The sequence below is a fragment of the Psychrobacter sp. PSP genome, from assembly GCF_024085615.1.
Taxonomy (GTDB): Bacteria; Pseudomonadota; Gammaproteobacteria; order Pseudomonadales; family Moraxellaceae; genus Psychrobacter; species Psychrobacter pacificensis.
Map to the genome: position 1 here is coordinate 216,630 of NZ_JABLTF010000016.1, position 18,261 is coordinate 234,890.

13 protein-coding genes and 3 tRNA genes are annotated in these 18,261 nt (G+C 43.7%); 2 read left to right on the plus strand and 14 right to left on the minus strand.

Annotation, left to right across the window (positions count from 1 at the left end; all coding sequences use genetic code 11):
• Nucleotides 1–167: 167 nt before the first annotated feature.
• The 13 genes from HL061_RS06955 to HL061_RS07015 form a co-directional block, all read right to left on the minus strand.
• Complete coding sequence (locus HL061_RS06955) at nucleotides 168–1,004, minus strand: ComF family protein (protein ID WP_252962652.1); 837 nt, start codon at nucleotides 1,002–1,004, stop codon at nucleotides 168–170.
• Nucleotides 1,005–1,044: 40 nt separating this feature from the next.
• The gene (locus tag HL061_RS06960; protein WP_252962653.1) at nucleotides 1,045–2,457 is read right to left on the minus strand and encodes a phospholipase A; all 1,413 of its coding nucleotides are present in this window, start codon (nucleotides 2,455–2,457) and stop codon (nucleotides 1,045–1,047) included.
• A gap of 368 nt (nucleotides 2,458–2,825) precedes the next feature.
• Nucleotides 2,826–5,000, minus strand: coding sequence for a protein-disulfide reductase DsbD domain-containing protein (locus HL061_RS06965; protein ID WP_252962654.1), 2,175 nt, complete (start codon nucleotides 4,998–5,000; stop codon nucleotides 2,826–2,828).
• A gap of 47 nt (nucleotides 5,001–5,047) precedes the next feature.
• Complete coding sequence (locus tag HL061_RS06970) at nucleotides 5,048–5,614, minus strand: protein-disulfide reductase DsbD N-terminal domain-containing protein (RefSeq protein WP_252962655.1); 567 nt, start codon at nucleotides 5,612–5,614, stop codon at nucleotides 5,048–5,050.
• A 241-nt stretch (nucleotides 5,615–5,855) separates the two neighbouring features.
• Complete coding sequence (gene gspG / locus HL061_RS06975; RefSeq protein ID WP_058025683.1) at nucleotides 5,856–6,296, minus strand: type II secretion system major pseudopilin GspG; 441 nt, start codon at nucleotides 6,294–6,296, stop codon at nucleotides 5,856–5,858.
• A gap of 602 nt (nucleotides 6,297–6,898) precedes the next feature.
• Entirely contained in the window at nucleotides 6,899–8,101 is a 1,203-nt protein-coding gene (gspF, locus tag HL061_RS06980; RefSeq protein WP_252962656.1) for a type II secretion system inner membrane protein GspF, read from the minus strand.
• A 228-nt stretch (nucleotides 8,102–8,329) separates the two neighbouring features.
• Nucleotides 8,330–9,385 carry a hypothetical protein gene (locus tag HL061_RS06985; protein ID WP_252962657.1) on the minus strand — a complete coding sequence of 352 codons (1,056 nt, stop codon included), beginning with the start codon at nucleotides 9,383–9,385 and terminating at the stop codon, nucleotides 8,330–8,332.
• Between the two features lie 292 nt (nucleotides 9,386–9,677).
• The gene (locus tag HL061_RS06990) at nucleotides 9,678–10,613 is read right to left on the minus strand and encodes an AraC family transcriptional regulator (RefSeq protein WP_212563968.1); all 936 of its coding nucleotides are present in this window, start codon (nucleotides 10,611–10,613) and stop codon (nucleotides 9,678–9,680) included.
• A gap of 434 nt (nucleotides 10,614–11,047) precedes the next feature.
• Nucleotides 11,048–11,123, minus strand: a tRNA-His gene (locus HL061_RS06995).
• 41 nt (nucleotides 11,124–11,164) lie between these two features.
• Nucleotides 11,165–11,241: transfer RNA gene (locus tag HL061_RS07000), tRNA-Arg, on the minus strand.
• Between the two features lie 108 nt (nucleotides 11,242–11,349).
• Nucleotides 11,350–11,426: transfer RNA gene (locus tag HL061_RS07005), tRNA-Pro, on the minus strand.
• A gap of 233 nt (nucleotides 11,427–11,659) precedes the next feature.
• A complete protein-coding gene (locus tag HL061_RS07010; protein ID WP_252962658.1) occupies nucleotides 11,660–13,201 on the minus strand; it encodes an McrC family protein in 1,542 nt (513 codons plus the stop codon).
• 12 nt (nucleotides 13,202–13,213) lie between these two features.
• Nucleotides 13,214–14,677 carry an AAA family ATPase gene (locus tag HL061_RS07015; RefSeq protein ID WP_252962659.1) on the minus strand — a complete coding sequence of 488 codons (1,464 nt, stop codon included), beginning with the start codon at nucleotides 14,675–14,677 and terminating at the stop codon, nucleotides 13,214–13,216.
• Between the two features lie 309 nt (nucleotides 14,678–14,986).
• Here HL061_RS07015 and HL061_RS07020 point away from each other — a divergent pair, with 309 nt between their 5' ends.
• Both HL061_RS07020 and HL061_RS07025 read left to right on the plus strand, forming a co-directional pair.
• Entirely contained in the window at nucleotides 14,987–15,715 is a 729-nt protein-coding gene (locus HL061_RS07020; protein ID WP_186475192.1) for a DUF4442 domain-containing protein, read from the plus strand.
• A gap of 87 nt (nucleotides 15,716–15,802) precedes the next feature.
• Nucleotides 15,803–16,279, plus strand: a complete 477-nt coding sequence (locus tag HL061_RS07025) for a Rid family hydrolase (protein ID WP_228724640.1) — start codon at nucleotides 15,803–15,805, stop codon at nucleotides 16,277–16,279.
• A 147-nt stretch (nucleotides 16,280–16,426) separates the two neighbouring features.
• Here HL061_RS07025 and gspE read toward each other — a convergent pair whose 3' ends face one another.
• Entirely contained in the window at nucleotides 16,427–17,980 is a 1,554-nt protein-coding gene (gene gspE, locus HL061_RS07030; RefSeq protein ID WP_252962660.1) for a type II secretion system ATPase GspE, read from the minus strand.
• Nucleotides 17,981–18,261 lie beyond the last annotated feature (281 nt).

Sequence of the window (18,261 nt, forward strand, 5' to 3'; positions counted from 1 at the left end):
CTTAACTAATAATATGCAATTTTTGTTCCACAACATTCTGTTCATGTTATATACGGATGAACAATAATACATACTTGATACACCAGTAAATATATATGTATTTAATAATATAGCGTTACGATGATATATAAGCAATATATTAATAATTTCAATTAGATAGATGATTTTTAGGACTGACTGCCATGAGCTAACGCATAGGCAGAAATATGATAATTGTTATGGCTTTGAGCGTTTATTGTCACTGTTTGCTCAGATGAGATGAATGCACGTGCCAATGCTTGCAAGCTCGCGCCTGTGGTTGCGACATCATCGAACAATAGTAAGCGTTTTACCGGAGGTTTTTCAATTAGTGCAAAAGCGTTATCTAAATTGCTTAGACGTTCAGCGCGTGTGAGCCCTTGCTGACTGACCGTATCATCAATGCGCTCCACACCGTGCCATAAAGGAATTTGCCAATGCTTTGACAACTGTGCTGATAAAATACTGACCGGATCGAACCCTCGTTTCACTAGCCGCTGATTGGTCGTTGGCATAGCAACAATCACGCTATTATTACGATGACAGCCATGTGGCCGTGGTAGCTGGCGTAATGCATGTAACAACAATGGCAATTTTGTCATGTCTTCATGATGCTTAAACGCCCGAATCGCTTGACGGATTGGATATTCATAATAGGTAGATACTTGGATAGATAAGGATCTGCCAGCAGCAATGTCAACGTCAAAAGGCTGTGGTAGCCATGCGATACTATTATGGCAATAAGTGCAGAGTAGACCTCTATTTAAGCGGTGATTGATTTGATGAAAAATATGAGCAAATGAGGATGGATTGCTTGAAAGGGAAAATTCAGAATGTTCGCTCGATGCGTCATTACTATTAGCCTGTGATTGCTGCATCAATAGCTGAGACTGTGGTGTACTGCGATAAATACGGCATAGCTGGCAGCGTACACTTAAATACTCTGCCAGCCACAGTCCAGTTTGATAAGGCACTAAGCGGTGCATAGACTAGTGATTATCATAAATATGTTAAGACTCGCTTATATTAGAGGCCTTTCCAATCATTCAGTACGATACCGAAACCAATAGAGGTATTCTCATGATTATAATCAACAATGGACTCGCCATAACCTTGGAATAGCTGCACCATACCATTGACGTTTTCTGACAATGGATAGATATAATCGATTTGGGCAGCGCCTTTATTGGTGCTTGGATTGTAGCGCAAGGTACCGCTAATGCTCTGCTCGGCAGGCAAATCATATAAGAACTTGATATCGCCATAACCCATGTAATCTTCGATATCTGGGTTGTCATCGTCGCTACTGCTATCACCATTCACTCGAGCCCATAGACGCGGTATGACTGACAGCTTACCCCACTCGGCCCCTGCCATCAGATAAGCACGGTTCCACGAACGTGATAACGGATCGTCCTGTCCATTAGAATGGTGCACCGCACCCGCGCCTAACATACGTAAACGCCCACCGAAAGGTAGGTCTGCCGTCACAGGCTGAGTCAAAAATATCTCAGGCTGATAGTCGGTAGCACGAAATGGCCGTGAATTGTCTTCGTTATACACCTGCCAATGTGACTCTTGGGTATAGCCGAACCACAGATCAGCGCTGGTATCGAATAGATCCTCTGCGACTTTACTCTTTAGAGACAACTGGAATTTTAGCTCTGTCTCACGTATGTCATTAGAGTCAAAAGGTTCAATTTCTTGAGAAGGGGTGGTTGGGCTTAAATTAGGATCAAAAGTATAAAACAATGGCAGCAGATAAGTCGGACGGTATGGTCTTACTGTCCAAGTACCGCGCTCACTGTTTTGATCGAGATCATATGCCAAACTGAGTGGTGTGTATTTTTCAATATCTGCTTGAGTGACACCCACATTTTCTAGAACTTGAGCCTCTTGCTGATTGTCTATGACCGTATCCAAACTATTAGTAGCAGACTGTTGATTAGCAGTTGCGCTCTCATCACTGAAAGTATTGGTCGAGTTCTCTTCCACAAAAACGACTTGTGGATTACCCGAAATAGTCGTCTTGAATGTTTTTGCCAAATCAACTGGTTGTTTGGTCGTGGTATAGCTTGGTGTTTTACCTTGTTCAGCTACCTTATCAAAACAAGCCAAACGAGCGGCACTGCTCTGCACTTGCGTACATTCAGAAAACAGCTTCGCTTGTTGCGCAATAAATTCTTTGCTGATTACTTTACCGCTCTGTGTGGTTACGCTCTGCGGCATCTCAACGGTTTCATATTCAAACGCCGCTTCTGGTACTGGCAGTTCGTTATAAGTTTGACTATTGTCAGCTGCTTGTACTTGTACCGCCGTACAACTCAACGCGATAGCGACTGCGATACTCAAATGAGTATGTATCGTGCGACTACTTGCGTTACGACTGATTACATGAGTACGTTGTAATTGACGCTGAGTGGTGATGTGGGCAAACATAAATGTCCTTTATCTAACCAGCATTATCGCCAGCAGATTATGTGAGTTAATTAATATAACTATTAGCGTCGCCGCTAAAAAAGAAAAAATACCTGAACATTTGAGGTCATCATAACGCACCGACCTACCCCTTCAGTATTGTTACTTTATTGTAATGAAAATATGAACACTATACTAGCGTTATCGATATATTAAATCTGCTTAAAAAGACATATTGTGTGTAAAACCAAACGTTTAGAAGATATTATTAAAATAATTTAAAGGCATAAAAAAAGCCAGCGCACCATTATTGGCATACGCTGGCTTTTTTTCATTATTAAGCCTTAGCAAAAGAATTACTCAGGTTATTAAGTACGGGTTGTGAGCCATCAGTTGTTTAGCGTCGTTAAGGTTTGCTCAAACTCCACGCGACCGATTTCGCCCACTTGCTGATTAACCAATTGACCACCTTGATAATAGAGTAATGCTGGCGGGCCAAACAGCTTGTAGCGTGACAAAACGGCTTTGGAGTCGTCAGTGGTATCCGTGATATCAAGTCTCACCAGCTGCCAATCTTGCATCTGTGCTGGGCGATTATGAAATAAATTTTTATCCATGATACGGCACTCAACGCACCAGTCTGCTGTTAAATCGACAAGGACATTAGGATATGCTGCAACAATCGTATCTAGCTCTGCAAGTGTGGTGATCGTTTTATCTGTCGCCGCACTATCGTTGCCCATCGGCTGACCAGTCGCTGACTGAAGCATCGTCGGCGCAGCACTTAGCGAGGCTAATGGATGCAGGCTATCATCATTCCCTAATGCCGCGCCCACGATCAGACAAGCAGCCCAAATACCAGTAATCAGACTCATGGCTTGGGTTAACATGCGTCTCCTGCCAATCCAGCTCCACGCCCATGTCGCCACCACCATAAACCATAATGCCCATACCATAAGCATCACTGGCGATATAAACACGCGCTCAACTAATAGCAATGCTACCGCGAATAATAGTAGCGCAAAGCCTTGCTTGACCCAGTTCATCCATTCTCCTGCCTTTGGCATGATTTTGCCCTGAGTAGCGCCGATTAAAATAAGCGGTGCTGACAAACCAAAGCCCAGCATAAATAAGGCGGCGAAACCCAAGAGCGGACTACCAATGGTAGAGACTGCCAGTAGCGCACCGAATAATGGCGCAGAGACGCAAGGAGATACGACTAATGCAGATAAAAATCCAGCAATCAAACTACCGCCTGTACTACCAAGCTTGCTATCGCCTGCTTGGCTAAGCCCTTGCATTTTTCGGCTGAGTGCTTGCGGTAAACGTATGGTAAAAGCATCCAGCATGTATAGCGCTAACAAGACAAAAACAATCGCAAAGCCAATCAAAATAATAGGATTTTGCAACCAGCCAATAATACCTAATGACTCACCAAATACCGCAATTACAGCGCCCAAAATACCATAGGCAGTCGCCACACCAATCGCGTAACTGGTGGTTAGGATGACGCCGCGTTTGACCGTTGGGTTTTGCTCGCGGGCGACAATATTGGCAACGATAGGCAGCATCGGTAGGACACACGGCGTCAAGGCCAAACCTAGACCTGCTAAAAATAGCAATACCAATGCGAGCCAAGGATGAGACGCCAAACCAAAGGGATCACCATCAACAAGGTTGCTAGCATTTACATTCTCGCTATTGGTCGCGTCACTTGATACATTGGCGTTTGCTCCAGAAATCGTGGTCGTTGCAGTGCTACCATCTAAAGAGTCGTACTCCAAAGTACTGTCATCGATTAGATCATAATCAATAACCTCATCATCCATCAGCGCTTGTTCTGCTTGCGCCGTGGTGCTACTAGTACCAGTCGTTGCAAATGTCGTTTCAGTATTCCCAGCAGATATCGTCGCATCAGTCAGATTGTCGCTCGCAGCCGTCTCGCCAACAGACGCACGTTCTGCCTCAGTGTTGGCATTACTTGTCGCGCTCTGTGACGATGCTGCTGTGATATTGACAGTAGTTTTGATTTTTTCAGGGGGATAACACAATCCCGCTTTGGCACAGCCTTGCCAGCCAATGACAATCGCTGCATCGTCGATGCTTTTGCCGTTGTTACTGGTCAATGTGGTAGTTGCGACCATATTGGCTTGATCAAACACCAATACTTTACCAAATGTCGGATCGTCGATTGAATATGGCTTTTGGTTAAAGGTAAAAGGTGCCGCCGTCACGCCCGCAGGTAGCGTTAGTTTGATTTGACTTTTATAGACATAATGCTCAGGCGTGATATCAAAATTAATAGATAGACGCGTACCTGACTTGGTAGAGGCACTACTGCTACTCACCTGAAAGGCTTCATCTACTGGCAAAAATTTCGATTGCGCTGTATTTTGACTGCTGCCGAATAGATCACCCAATCCTGCCGCTTGCGCTGTCGTTGAGGTCGCTAACAACCCTGTCAATAGCGAGCCGCTAGCAATCACACATGCTAAGATATACGCTTTTTTTGCATGTGTATTTGCAGTCAATGATGCCGATTGTTGTGATATCTTCATGAGCATGAATAGCTACCTGTTATTACCAATATTTGAATCAAACTTCTCAATACTTATCTACGTGTCGCAGCAATATTTACCTTAGTTTTGATCTTTTCGGGTGGGTAGCATAGCCCAGCTTTTGCACAGCCTTGCCAACCAATGATAATCGGGGCATTTTTTGCACCTTTACCATTATTGGTCGTCAGCATCGTGGTGGCAACAACACTCCTTTGCGTAAATACAGGAACTTTACCAAAGGTTGGATCATCAATGGACACTGGTGTCTGATTAAAGGTAAATGGTGTCGCATTTATTCCTTTGGGAAAGCTTAACGCGAGCTGCTCTTTATAGACATAATGTCCTGGCGTGATATCAAACGTGATGGATAAACGCGTGCCCTTAGATATGGCTTTGGTGCTGCTAGTCACTTGGAAAGCTTTATCCACTGGTAAAAATTTTGATTGGGATGCGCTACTACTATTAAATAAGTCGTTCAATCCTGCCGCCTGTGCGCTGATTGATGTCATTGATAAAGCTGTCATCAACGAGGTGGTTGCAACAGTAAACGCAAGCACATGGAACTTAGTAGCGCGTTTATTGATAGCGACTGATTGTAGTGTTGGTATTTTTATTGGCATAAGTTATTACCTTTGATGTTAGCTTCCAGTGACTGGCAGTACGGACATACACCTACTGATAAAACTACTGACCCTCAATACAAGGTTCATATCAGATGGTATTTATTTTACGTATCGATAAAAAATATCAACCAATAAAAAGATATTGGTTGATATTGATAGGTCGTTAATTGGACGATAGCAAGTGCGTTTAACGATATTTTATTGGTGTAGATTTTTTAGATGCAGACAAAGCTAAATTTTATAGCTGAGCATAAAGATCCGCATCCTGACCTTCACCACCTTGCTGTCCATCTGCACCTAAAGAAAACAAGTCATAAGCTCGCCCTTCACTACCTGGCGACACATATTGCAATTCATTCTCCCAACCATCTGTTGGATAGCCACCTTTAATATAGCCGCCTTCAGGATAGTTTTTGGCGTCACTTGGCGGTGTGGTAAGCGCCTCTAACCCTTGCGCTGTCGTCGGATAGCGTGAATTGTCGACTTTATACATATCTAACGCGTTGGAGACGGTAGCGAGCGCGGTTTCAGTGGTTTTGACACGCGCTTTGTCACTTTGCCCGACTACTTTTGGGACGACCAAGCCTGCAAGAATAGCCAAGATAACGATAACCACCATAATCTCAATAAGCGTAAATCCCGATTGTCTAGACTTACCTATCAAGCTGCGATGTGTCATTGAATGGACTCTCTGATGGTCATTTACAATGCCACCATGGGCTTGAATATTATTATTGTCATCTTTGGTATTGGCACTTTTTGGGCTAATATTTACTTGAAGGGTGTCAGTCATAGTCATTGCTTTGGTCATCACAGTTATGTAAATAGTAAAAGTGGCGTTCTAGTAGCACTCATGCATTTAGGTGCATTTAGGTGCATTTAGGAGCTTATCAATAAAACCCTAAATTATTGTCACTATAAACCATGGTTTTATTTTTATCCAGCGCTGTGCTCAGATTGTCATTACAGTCAATACCAAGTAATGAGCAGCAACAAGTAATGAGCAGCAACAAGTAATGAGCAGCAAGTAGCAAGTAGCCGTCACCAAATAATCATCGATATTTATCACTATCGTTTTGACCCGCTTTTACTATAACGTGGTGCTTAGGTTTACCATAGCAAAAATCTTGCTTGGTCAACAATATACAACAGTAAGCAAATCTTAAGAAAGCTAACGTAGGGTTTAGCAAGATAGGGGATTAAGAGAAGATAAAAATGCAGATAGTTGATAATTTGAGAAGAGCATATCGGTTGTTTTTCAGCTAGTCAGTTAACTATTGACTAGCCTGCCAAGTCATTCATATTAACGATTGGTAGCATCACTGCCATCACGATAATCATCACCACCACACCCATCAAGACCAGCATCAAAGGCTCAAGTAATGATAGTAAGGTACTGATAAAATTGGTGGCCTCCGCCTCCTGCATTGTGGCGGCACGACTGAGCATACTTTCAAGCTCGCCTGAGTTCTCCCCACTTTTGATCATTTGTACCATCATGGGCGGAAAGTAAGTGGATTTTTCGAGTTGGCTGGATAAACTTGAGCCTTCTGTAACCCTATCAGCAGCGCTCACAATCGTTTGCTTGATGTGCAAATTGGTCGTCACTGCCGCACCAATATGTAGCGCCTCAATCAACGGCACCCCTGAACGCACCAAAATCGCAAGCGTACTAGCAAAACGTGCCGCATTCAATCCCTTAGACAATCTGGCTAATATCGGTAGCCTGAGTACCATACTATCTATTGCCAGTTTCCCAGCCTGCGTTTGGGCAAAACGGTAAAACAAAAACGCAGTACCTGCCAATACCAGCAGCATTAACCACCACCACTGCGTAATGATATTTGATAACGTCAGAACGACTTGAGTAATCAATGGCAAGGCCTGTTCGGACTGCTCAAAGACTTTGACAATTTTGGGCACCACAAAACTCATCAGCCCCATGATCACGCCAATTGCCATAACCATCAGTACAATCGGATAGACCATCGCCCCTTGGATTTTCTTTTGAAGGGCAAAGCGGTTTTCAGTGTAGTCGGCTAGCTGATTAAGGATTAAATCCAAGTGACCAGATTTTTCGCCTGCGGCAATCGTGGCAATATATAACGGTGGGAAGCTCGCGGCCTGCTGTAATGCTCGTGCTAAGCTTAAACCTTCGAGGACATGTGAGCGTACCGCCAGCATCAGAGATTTGATATGCGTCTTTGGCGATTGTTTAGCGACAGCAGCCAAAGTTTCTTCAAGTGGAATACCGGCCGCTAGTAACACAGATAACTGGCGTGTGAGTAATGCAAGCTCATAAGCAGATGGTTTTTTATAGCGGCTTTTGTTTTGGCTTTGTCTGTCATTGACCGCACTGACTTCGACTGGTGTCCACTGCTTATCACGCAGCTGCTGCCGAACTTGCCGAGCAGAATCCCCTTCTAGTAAGCCTTTTTGGACACTACCTTGGTCGTCAAGCGCTTTAAAATGATAAGCGGGCATAGCGGCAGATATCCTAAAAAAGTCACAGGTAGGGGTTTGGATGTATGGCTTAACAAAAAGGGTAATGTCTATAAAAACTATCTATAGTGAATTCAGTATAAAAACGATACAGTGGGACTGGGATAAATTTTTCGCAGCATCGAGCAGCATAGGCACAGCACGCAAGGAAAATTTAGACCAGTTCCACCTTGATATATAATGTATCTGTTTTATTTAGGATTGACTATATCAAAGCGGCGTTGAGTCATTACTGTCAGGCATCAAGCCTTGTAATAATAAAACATCCAAATGCTGCTGCTGTAACTTTTTATCAAAATCATTGACCTCAGCGATCAGCATTCTCTCAATGCGTTTATCACTTGCAAACACACTCAAGCGCGCACAAATCACTGCCAATTGATAGACACGTTTTTTACAATACCCATCCAGACCTTGTAACAGCCTGACCATGTGCGGCGTCTCAAGACTAGCATAGTCATAATCAGCAACGACTTGCTGACCGAGCGCTGCCACACCATAACTGATAGATAAGTGCGCGCAAAAATAACAGCTGAATAAATACCCAACCACGTGACCGATATAATACCCCCGATCATAGGTAAAGCTGCTCACGCCAAAGTGACCTAGCACGTAGCTATTGAGACTGCCTTGATCGCGGATTGGCTTGCCATGTTTTAGCTTACCGACAGTGGCAAAACACAGCGGGTTGCGCCCATCCTGCGTGGTAAGCTGCCAACCTGCTGGCTGCTGCGCGGGCATATGATGCACGATATCTGCAATAATATCATCGACCACGTGCAGCTGCTGCCAAAGTCGTTCAAGCATTTCTGTATCCATCAAACCACGCTTATCAAGCTGCTGAGCAAGCAAATACTGCTGATATTCTGCAAATTGTGATTTGAGGGTTTGTACTAAATACGTGGGGCGCGTATTGGCGGATGCCATATATAGCAGTCGAGTGCGCTCGTGCTGGCTATGATAAAGAGCCACACGCTGCGCAGCCACGTTTGACTCATTGGCAGTAGGCTGTATGGTTGATGTATCGGTGTCAGGCTGTTCGCTAGCGCCTACTTCATCAATGCTCTCCTGGGTATCTGACAAAGTAAATAGCGTTAATAATGCCGCTTTATCAGGCATTTCAGCCGTATTAGCTAACATCGTTTTGCTAGCATGCACGTTATCTTGCGCATTAACTTTATCAGATTTCTGTTCTTTTTTAGCAGTTGCAGTAGTACCTTGGTGGCTATTGGCTTCTGTACTTGGCTTTGCGGTCGGTTCAGTCATAACATACCATCAGCAGCAAAAATAAACATCGTCTCGATCCTTTTATGCAACGGATATACAGTCACATATCATGCGTCAAATATGAACGCTCACACCTCGACGACTCATTATTCCATAGTACCTGAACACAAGCGTATTGTCAGCCTTGCCTAGCCAAAATAGCACCAGTTGACTGCCAAGTATTTTACCTAGGCAAATGCTAAATATATATCAATCAAAAAAAAGCGTTAAGGATACCTTGGTCGCCTTAACGCTTTTAATAAATGAACACTGAGGACATTAAAATAATAACTTATGCAAGCTTTTGTTGTTGATACTGTTTACGGTACGCTTTTGGTGAGACACCATAAACGCGTTTGAACGCCTGACTAAAAGTTGAATCTGACGCATAGCCCACCATATCACTGATACGGCTGATACTATTTTGCTGTAAGCGTAAATAACGTGCTGCCAAACGCAAGCGATAATCAATCAAATAAGTGAGCGGCGGCATCCCTACCGTATCTTTAAAGCGCTGGGCAAAGCTCGAGCGCGACATACCTGCCACCTCTGCAAGCTTATGAATGGTCCAGCTTTGACTTGGCGCCTCATGCATCGCTGCAAGCGCCTTGGTCAAAAACGGATCTTTCATGGCCTTTAGCCAATTCTCAGTCGCCTCAGGTAAGCTTTCAATATAAACGCGCAAACATTCAATCATCATGATGCTTGCCCAATGATTGATCACAGCTGTTTTGCCCATGCGTTCGCGCTCAGACTCCAAGGTCAAAAGCTTGATTTCCACATCAATCACCTCAAACCGACCATCAGCCGCATCATTGAGCTCAGGCAATATCGGTGGTAACACAGATAGTAGAGGGCTAATCATCTCTTTATCGTATTTACATTCAATCAAAATCAATGAGGAATTAGGATCGCCATTGCCATCAATCTCAAGCGTGCGATCTTGACAGTTGGTCAGTAATTCATCGAGGGGTTCAGCCACGTCACCATGATGATTGAGTGCATAGCTTACGTGCTTATGCGCGTTCGGGATCATAATCATATCACCAGCACGAGCTTCGCGTAGGCTATTGCCAACGTCTATACAAAAACCACCAGACATCACCAAGTAAAATAAAATGGTGTCTTTTCTACTCATAGAATAAGACCAATTGCCAGCACCATTCAAACGATAATACTTGGTCTCAAATAGGTGCACATTCTGTAGCAATACGCTCAATGCGTCCATCAATCAGTTCCTCAATAATACAGGGTCAATAACAACAAATCTTAAAAAGGCGGGTGTGTATCCAAAATGCTTTAAATTTTTTCGATCTAGCCAATACGATGTCTCAATCAGCAGGATGCATCAAGACCTAAGCATAATGCCCGATTTAAAACATGATGTCTATTTACTCATAAGCAGTACTAATAAATAGTAGAGTAGACACAGTCGGTTTAGGTTTTTGAAGAAAAACCTATCGCAAAATTGATATGAATAAGAAGTCAGTGAATCGTTAAACAATCAAAAGTTCAGAAAGCTTTAACCGTTTAATATTATAGGATAATATAGAGAAATAGAAATCAAGCAGGCACAAAAAAACGCCAACAGTGGCGAGTGCTATTTATTCGATAAGGTTTAGTATAAAGATAGGATTTATATGCAGACAATGCAAAATAAAATGGGGCGACTGATGGGACTCGAACCCACGACAACCGAGATCACAACCCGGGGCTCTACCAACTGAGCTACAACCGCCATAACTATTGCCAAGAAGAAGGCAAGATTTGCAGGCTAAATGGCGCGCCTGGCAGGATTCGAACCTGCGACCACCTCCTTAGAAGGGAGATGCTCTATCCAGCTGAGCTACAGGCGCTCTTAGAGTACTTTTATATACTTAATTTAGACTTCCCATACAGTATTTACTATATCAGAAACTAAATCGTTATACATAAAAAAAAGCCTGTAAGGCTCTTAAAATAGATGGTCGGAGTGATAGGATTCGAACCTACGACCCTCTGGTCCCAAACCAGATGCGCTACCAAACTGCGCCACACTCCGAAATTCTCTATTATCACGATAGTTTGTCAATTAACTCGTTGTTGGCAATGGCGCTAACTTGTTAATGTTCCTCGCTATCGAGGTGCACATATTAAGGGGTAAAGGCGATTGTGTCAACACCTATTTTCGATTAATTTTAAATAATCTCTAAATTCTTTCAAAAAAGGCATTCTTATAAAAATAGTCTCTTTAAAAACCTTCGTTAATTATGATTCTTATCATTAATAAAATCATTATTCCTCATTCAAATTCACAGGCAAATCACCGTTGACCATACCTGTCAGCACATCAAACGGTATTAGCCATAAATCCGCATGGTTTGAGTGGTTACTGTTAGTACCATCGCTAATGTCACTGCTAATGTTACTTTTATTATCGCCATTGTCACGATAAATCTGCTGCTTAAGCGCCACTGGTCGTCTCTTGTCTCCTAATACAGGATATACCATCCAACCTTGCCCTGCTTGATAGGCCTGTGCATAACTGGTCAACTGATAGGCATCACTGGCAGTAATGGCACCAGCATGAGGCAGATATTTCCATTTGATATCGATGACGTGGCTATAGCAACCGTTTACTGTCTCTTTACTAACCGCGGTGTCACTCTGATTTTGGTTATTATCATTATCAGCCGTTTTATATATCAGCAAATCTGGTCGTATCGATACGCATGCTTGACCCTCGCTATCATTGAGCCAGACACTTTGGGTTTGATAAAAAGCACGATAATGGCTACTCACTTGCTGAAACATCGACGCGATACGCTGACTCGCCCACTGTTCAAACGCCTGATTCATATCGATTAATAGACACAATCTTGGCTGAGATCGGTTTGGTTTGGCAGGATCAATGCCGTAACCTGTCGCCGCCTCCGATTGCTGTAATAGCCAATAAGCCAAATCTACTAATTGCTGAGCGGCGTGCAGTTTTTGTTTTTGAAGTGGCTGAATATCTAGTTGCCGCTTTGCTTGGGTATAAATGGAGGAGAGTCGCAGCCTTTCCTGTCGACTTAGCCCAGATAACGGCCGCCATGGCTGCAAAAGAGTTGAGCACATCGACTGAGACGACTGAGACAATAGTGGCATCAAGTAGAGTAACGCACTTTTAATCAACCGATTGGCCAACATATCTTGGCTCAGCACACTACGCTCACAGACAAACTTATGCGGCTGCATACTATTGTAGCGAAGCTGCTCTTTGATGAGCAGGCGCCCTTGTAGCGATGATTGGTTATTGATCTGCGCCTGATAGTGCTGGGTTGGCTGATAGTGAACCAAGCGCTGCAAAAACTGCTCTAATAGCCAGTCTGACAATGGCGGAGCCTCTACAGATAATGGCATTGACTGATCACTAAATTGACCTAGGTTTTTCATGCTAGGCAGCTTACGACTTTGACGCGCATCAAGACGAGTTAAGTCAGATAACATGCCTTGTACCCAGTGACGAGTCTGAGCAATATTATTATATTGAGTGGATTGATTCAGTTTTGGCAATAGCTCAAGTGTCATACCACTAGGCAAAAGGATAATTCCTATATGATGCCCAACCTTGAGTTGCCACTGTCCTTGTTTACGCTTGATGGTAAACACGGCAAATTCTTGCGCCATTAGCCAATGAAAGTCAGAGACATGCGCAAAATCGTGCGCTGTGAGGCGTTGATGTTCAAATACCGTGATAACATTTGCTACGAGAGCCTGACTGTTAGGCATATGAGCATAAAAACTGTCTGCATTAATATAGTTTCCTTGCGCATAATATTTATTATGAGTTCTCACTAAACAGCCACCTTACTCGTACAAACGATGATAGATAGCGGGCTTGCCAAACTCACCAGTCTTAGCAATAAGGTCAGGATTCATCATATAACCACCTACGTTCATCGACTGACCAAGAAAGGCGCCTTGTTCTGCAAACATTTGATGTTGCGTCGCTGCATGGTTCTTACTCATCGGATCATACAAATCATTATTTATCATTGTTTGGCTGTCGTGGATGAACTGGGTGCTTAGCGGTTGCTGCTCATCTCTAAAAACATACTGCAAGATAGCCACTTGACCGCCCGCAGCTTGCGCCAACTGCGGAATGATCTGTTCGACCAACACCATTTGCAATTGAGCTAAATCATCGACTGAAAATAAAAAAGCATGCCCCAACTGCGCCTCGGCTCCTAGCGTCTGTGTGATACGCATGTTTAAGCCTGTTAGCAATTTGCTTAAATCTACCGTGTCTGCTTGTGCACGATCAGTCGCGCTAGCGATATCACCAATTATCGGTAATAATTCAGGCTGCGGCGGACAATCAATAAAACGAAAACGTCGACGTAATGCCATATCAAGGGGCGCAAGTGAATGATCTTGTGTATTCATAGTGGCATAGATATCAATATTGGCAGGCACACTAAACGCACGCCCAGAATACGCCAAATGAATCGTCATCGCATTTGGTTTGCCAGCGCGCTTGTCTGGCTCGATCAAACTGAGCAGCTCACCAAATACTCGTGACACATTGGCACGATTGATCTCATCAATCAACATCGCGTAACGATGCTGAGGGTCACGCGCGGCACGCTGACATAGCTTTAAAAACGCTCCATCTTGAACGGCGTAGCTCATCTGGGTATTACTCGAGTGACTACTATTTGCCTGAGGAGAGTTACTTACAATAGGACGAATACCTTCGACAAACTCTTCATAACCGTAAGCCTGATGAAAGCTCACCATACTAAAACGCTGCTGACCAGAGTTTTGGTTTTGATTGGACTGGTTATCATGCTGTGCCTGCTGAAACTCCGCCAATTGCTGTGACAACTCTGTTAGCAACACCATACTCTCAGGCAGTAAATACCATGCGCCGCTGTTATCTTTATCAAAATATGCTTGGTTGGCACGGTTTTTATAACTCACTGTGTCTGACGTCGTAGGACTGTGCATTTGCAATACAGACCAAGCGGTATTGCTTAGGTTTTTCTCTCGATCGTTTTGCAGTGCTTTTGTAGCAAAGAAAATATGATTAACCAATTCAGGTACTTTTACCAAATCTTGCTTTTTTGACTGAAGATCTAAAAATATCAAGCATACAACTTCGCGCCAGCTTAGGCTTTGCAACAGCTGCCCAAGTAGCGCTTCATTATCTGTCTCAGGCAGGTAATCGGTATATTGCTTCGCGATTTGGAGCAATCGATAGGTTTTGCCAGTACCCGCGACGCCAGTATAAATAATATTGGTCGGCTCGTGAGTAGACATATCAGACATAGCATCATCCAGTATTGAAAATTTATGAAATAAGACGTACCAACATCACGCTATTATAGCGCGGTGGTCTCGTAAGAGATTGTCTACTAAGCAGATCCGTGCATCACCATTGAGCCATTTTAATTATTTAAAACTATATCCTAGCAACACAATATAGATGACTGCTGTTTTATAAGCGCAGCAGTTCATGCTAATAATAGTAGGGAAGCAGCGGTTAATGTACCATAGTGTTTGTAATGGCTTTGCTAACACTTACTGTTTGCCACTATCAAAAACAACATTCGATTTATCTACATTAAGGAAATTTGTATGTCAGGATTATTAAAAAAACTGCCCGTCAAGCTGACCAATAAAAAACCAGCCAAAGTCTCTGACAGCACAAGATCATCCATCGAAAAACCTAGCAGCACGCTAAAACCAATCAGTAATCAATTTACCAAACTGTTGTCTGTGACCAAATATCTACCTGTCAGTGCACGCTCAAGTATTCTCTCAAAAGCCTTTGGCAAAGTTGTACCCTACGTAGGGACAACAGGCGTGTACTATGAAATGGTTGAGCCCAATCAAGTCATCGTCAGTCTAAACAATGTCAAAGCAGTACAGAACCACATTGGCTCAATCCATGCGGTAGCCATTACTTTACTGGCTGAAACAGCAACGGGATTTATCTTGGGCTTAAATCTACCCTCTGACCGTGTCCTACTGATTAAATCTTATTCCGTTAATTTTTATCGCCCGATCAAAAAAGGTCAAATTGCAGCCGTAGCCAGCCTATCTGATGAGCAGCGCTTGCAGATTTTAAATACGCCAAAAGGTGAAATGGTTATCCCTTGCGTCATTGATGACCGTGAATCTGATAGTGACCGCGACCCGATTGTAGTGGAGATGACTTGGGCTTGGATTCCAAAATCTGAACTAGAGGCGCGCCGCCAAGGCAAAGCACATGAAAATGCCTCAGAAAATAATACGGATACTACAGTAGATAAGGAGCAAGACGACACACTCTCTGCAGATGACGAGACTATTAATAACAAATAATCGATTAAACCGACATAACATTTGCTATCTGCATTTTGTGGCGCATCTAGCATGTTTATGATCAATCAACTTAATAAGGAAACAAGGATGTCCAAACTTAGCACCTATTTATCTATCGTACCACTGGTTGCTATGTGCTCATTAGGCTTGGCTGTTGGTGCTAACGCCAATCCGGCGACAGCTTCTGCCGCTAATATTAAATCTAGCCCAACTTTTTTGGGTGATGGCGGTCCCTACCCTTTCTCAGAAGCCGTACGTGTTGGCAATACATTATATATGTCGGGACAAATTGGTATTAAAGACGGCAAGTTGGTCAAAGGCGGTATCGACGCTGAAACCAAGCAAACATTAGATAATATCCAGAACACGCTATCCAAATACGGTTATCAAAAATCCGACCTGATCAAATGCACAGCCATGCTGGCAGATATGGATGACCTTGATGATTTTAACAAAGTCTATAAGGCAGAACTGTCCAAACCTTATCCTGCACGCTCAGCGTTTGGCGTATCGGAGTTGGCCGCAGGAGCGAGCGTTGAGATTGAATGCATCGCTGCCAAGTAATAGCAGTTGAAAACGTTACCCTGTTAATTTCGAAAAAAAAGATCAGATAACTGGCTATTTCGCTCAGTTATCTTTTTCTGCTTTTCAGACATTGCTCTCTAGACACTGTTCTCCAAATACTGTTTCTCATCGTTTATAGCTAAGCATTTATACCAGTATCGTATCATCCGTTAGGGCGCTTTCTTTCGTCACTCTCAGCACCTCTTCTAATGTCGTGCGCCCTTCTATCACTTTACGTAGACCATCCGCGCGAATCGATGGTGTCTGCTGGCGAGCATACGCTTCTAACTCATACTCAGCGGTATTACTATGAATCATACGGCGCAGCGTATCATCAACTGGTACGACTTCATATATCGCCGTACGTCCTTTAAACCCTGACTGATTGCATTTATCGCAGCCTACTGGCTTGGGTAGACGAATCGCATTACTTGCTGCATTTTCAATATCGCTGTCCAATACTTTCTCAATACCAATTTCGGTAAAAAGCTTGGCTTGTTCGGTGTCCGCTGCTTGCCAGCCATGACAATGTGAGCATAAAGTACGCACCAAGCGCTGTGCCACCACGCCGATCAGTGACGACGATAATAAAAATGGCTCAACACCCATATCTTGCAAGCGAGTGACCGCGCCAATCGCGGTGTTGGTATGCAGCGTTGATAAAACCAAATGCCCTGTCAAAGACGCCTGTACAGCGATCTCTGCCGTCTCTAAATCGCGAATCTCACCCACCATCACCACATCTGGATCTTGACGCAACATCGCACGCAGACTTTTGGCAAAGGTCATATCCACCTTATTATTAACCTGTGTCTGTCCGATACCGTCGAGCTGGAACTCAATGGGATCTTCGGCGGTCAAGATATTGCGCGTTTGGTCATTCAAATCAGTCAATGCCGAATATAGCGTGGTGGTCTTACCTGACCCCGTCGGCCCTGTGACCAAAATAATCCCATGCGGACGATGAATCAAGCGCTTCAGCTCAGTATAGTCATTATCAGATAGTCCCAAATACGTCATGTTAAGACGTCCCGCTTGCTTGTCTAGTAGACGCATCACCACGCGCTCGCCAAAGCTCGACGGCAGTGTCGATACACGCACATCAACTTCTCGCCCTGCCAGTCGTAAGCTAATACGCCCATCTTGCGGTACACGCTTTTCAGCGATATCCAGCTTGGCCATGACTTTGATACGCGAGACTAATAATGGCGCGAGTTGGCGTTTTGGCGTGATAATTTCTTTAAGCTCGCCATCGACTCGAAAGCGAACCACCAAGCGTTTTTCAAAAGTTTCGATATGAATGTCCGAGGCATTTAGGCGAATGGCTTCTGACAACAGCGCATTAATCAGACGAATAATCGGCGCATCATCTTGCTGATCCATCAAGTCTTCAGTCTCAGGGACGCTATCTGCTAAACTATCAAGATCCGGATGATCCTCAAGCCCAGCAGCGATATGCTGCGACTCTCCGGTATTACCAGCATAAGCCGCGTTCATACGTTTTTCAAAATCATCCGAGCTGACACTTTCGTAAGTTGGTACGCCGCGACTGCCTTGCTGCTGCAAAAACCGCACCGCTTCATTGATTGCGGATAATGGGGTGGCTTTCGTCAATACCAAAGTTGGCGGCAACTCAGGATCAATGGCAAGTATGGCCAAAATCTGATGGCGTTTCGCAAAGCTGTACGGCAACTGCATCATAAAGACAACCTAATAAATAGAGATAGTGTCAAATAGACAATCACACCAAAGCACTGTAAATACACTGAGCTTGACTGACCAAGCCTAAAAAGATTGCAAGTAAGATTGCATGAGTTTGTTATAATAACATTTTGTTTTAGACGCGTATTATTTTATGTGGTCGGCGTTTTTTATGTATCGCCACTCGCCTATTTTTACGGTATATATAGCCAACTTATCATGCGATTTTTTATTTTGCTAACAGTGCGCTATTATTGTCTACTGCACTTTTTTAATATTAC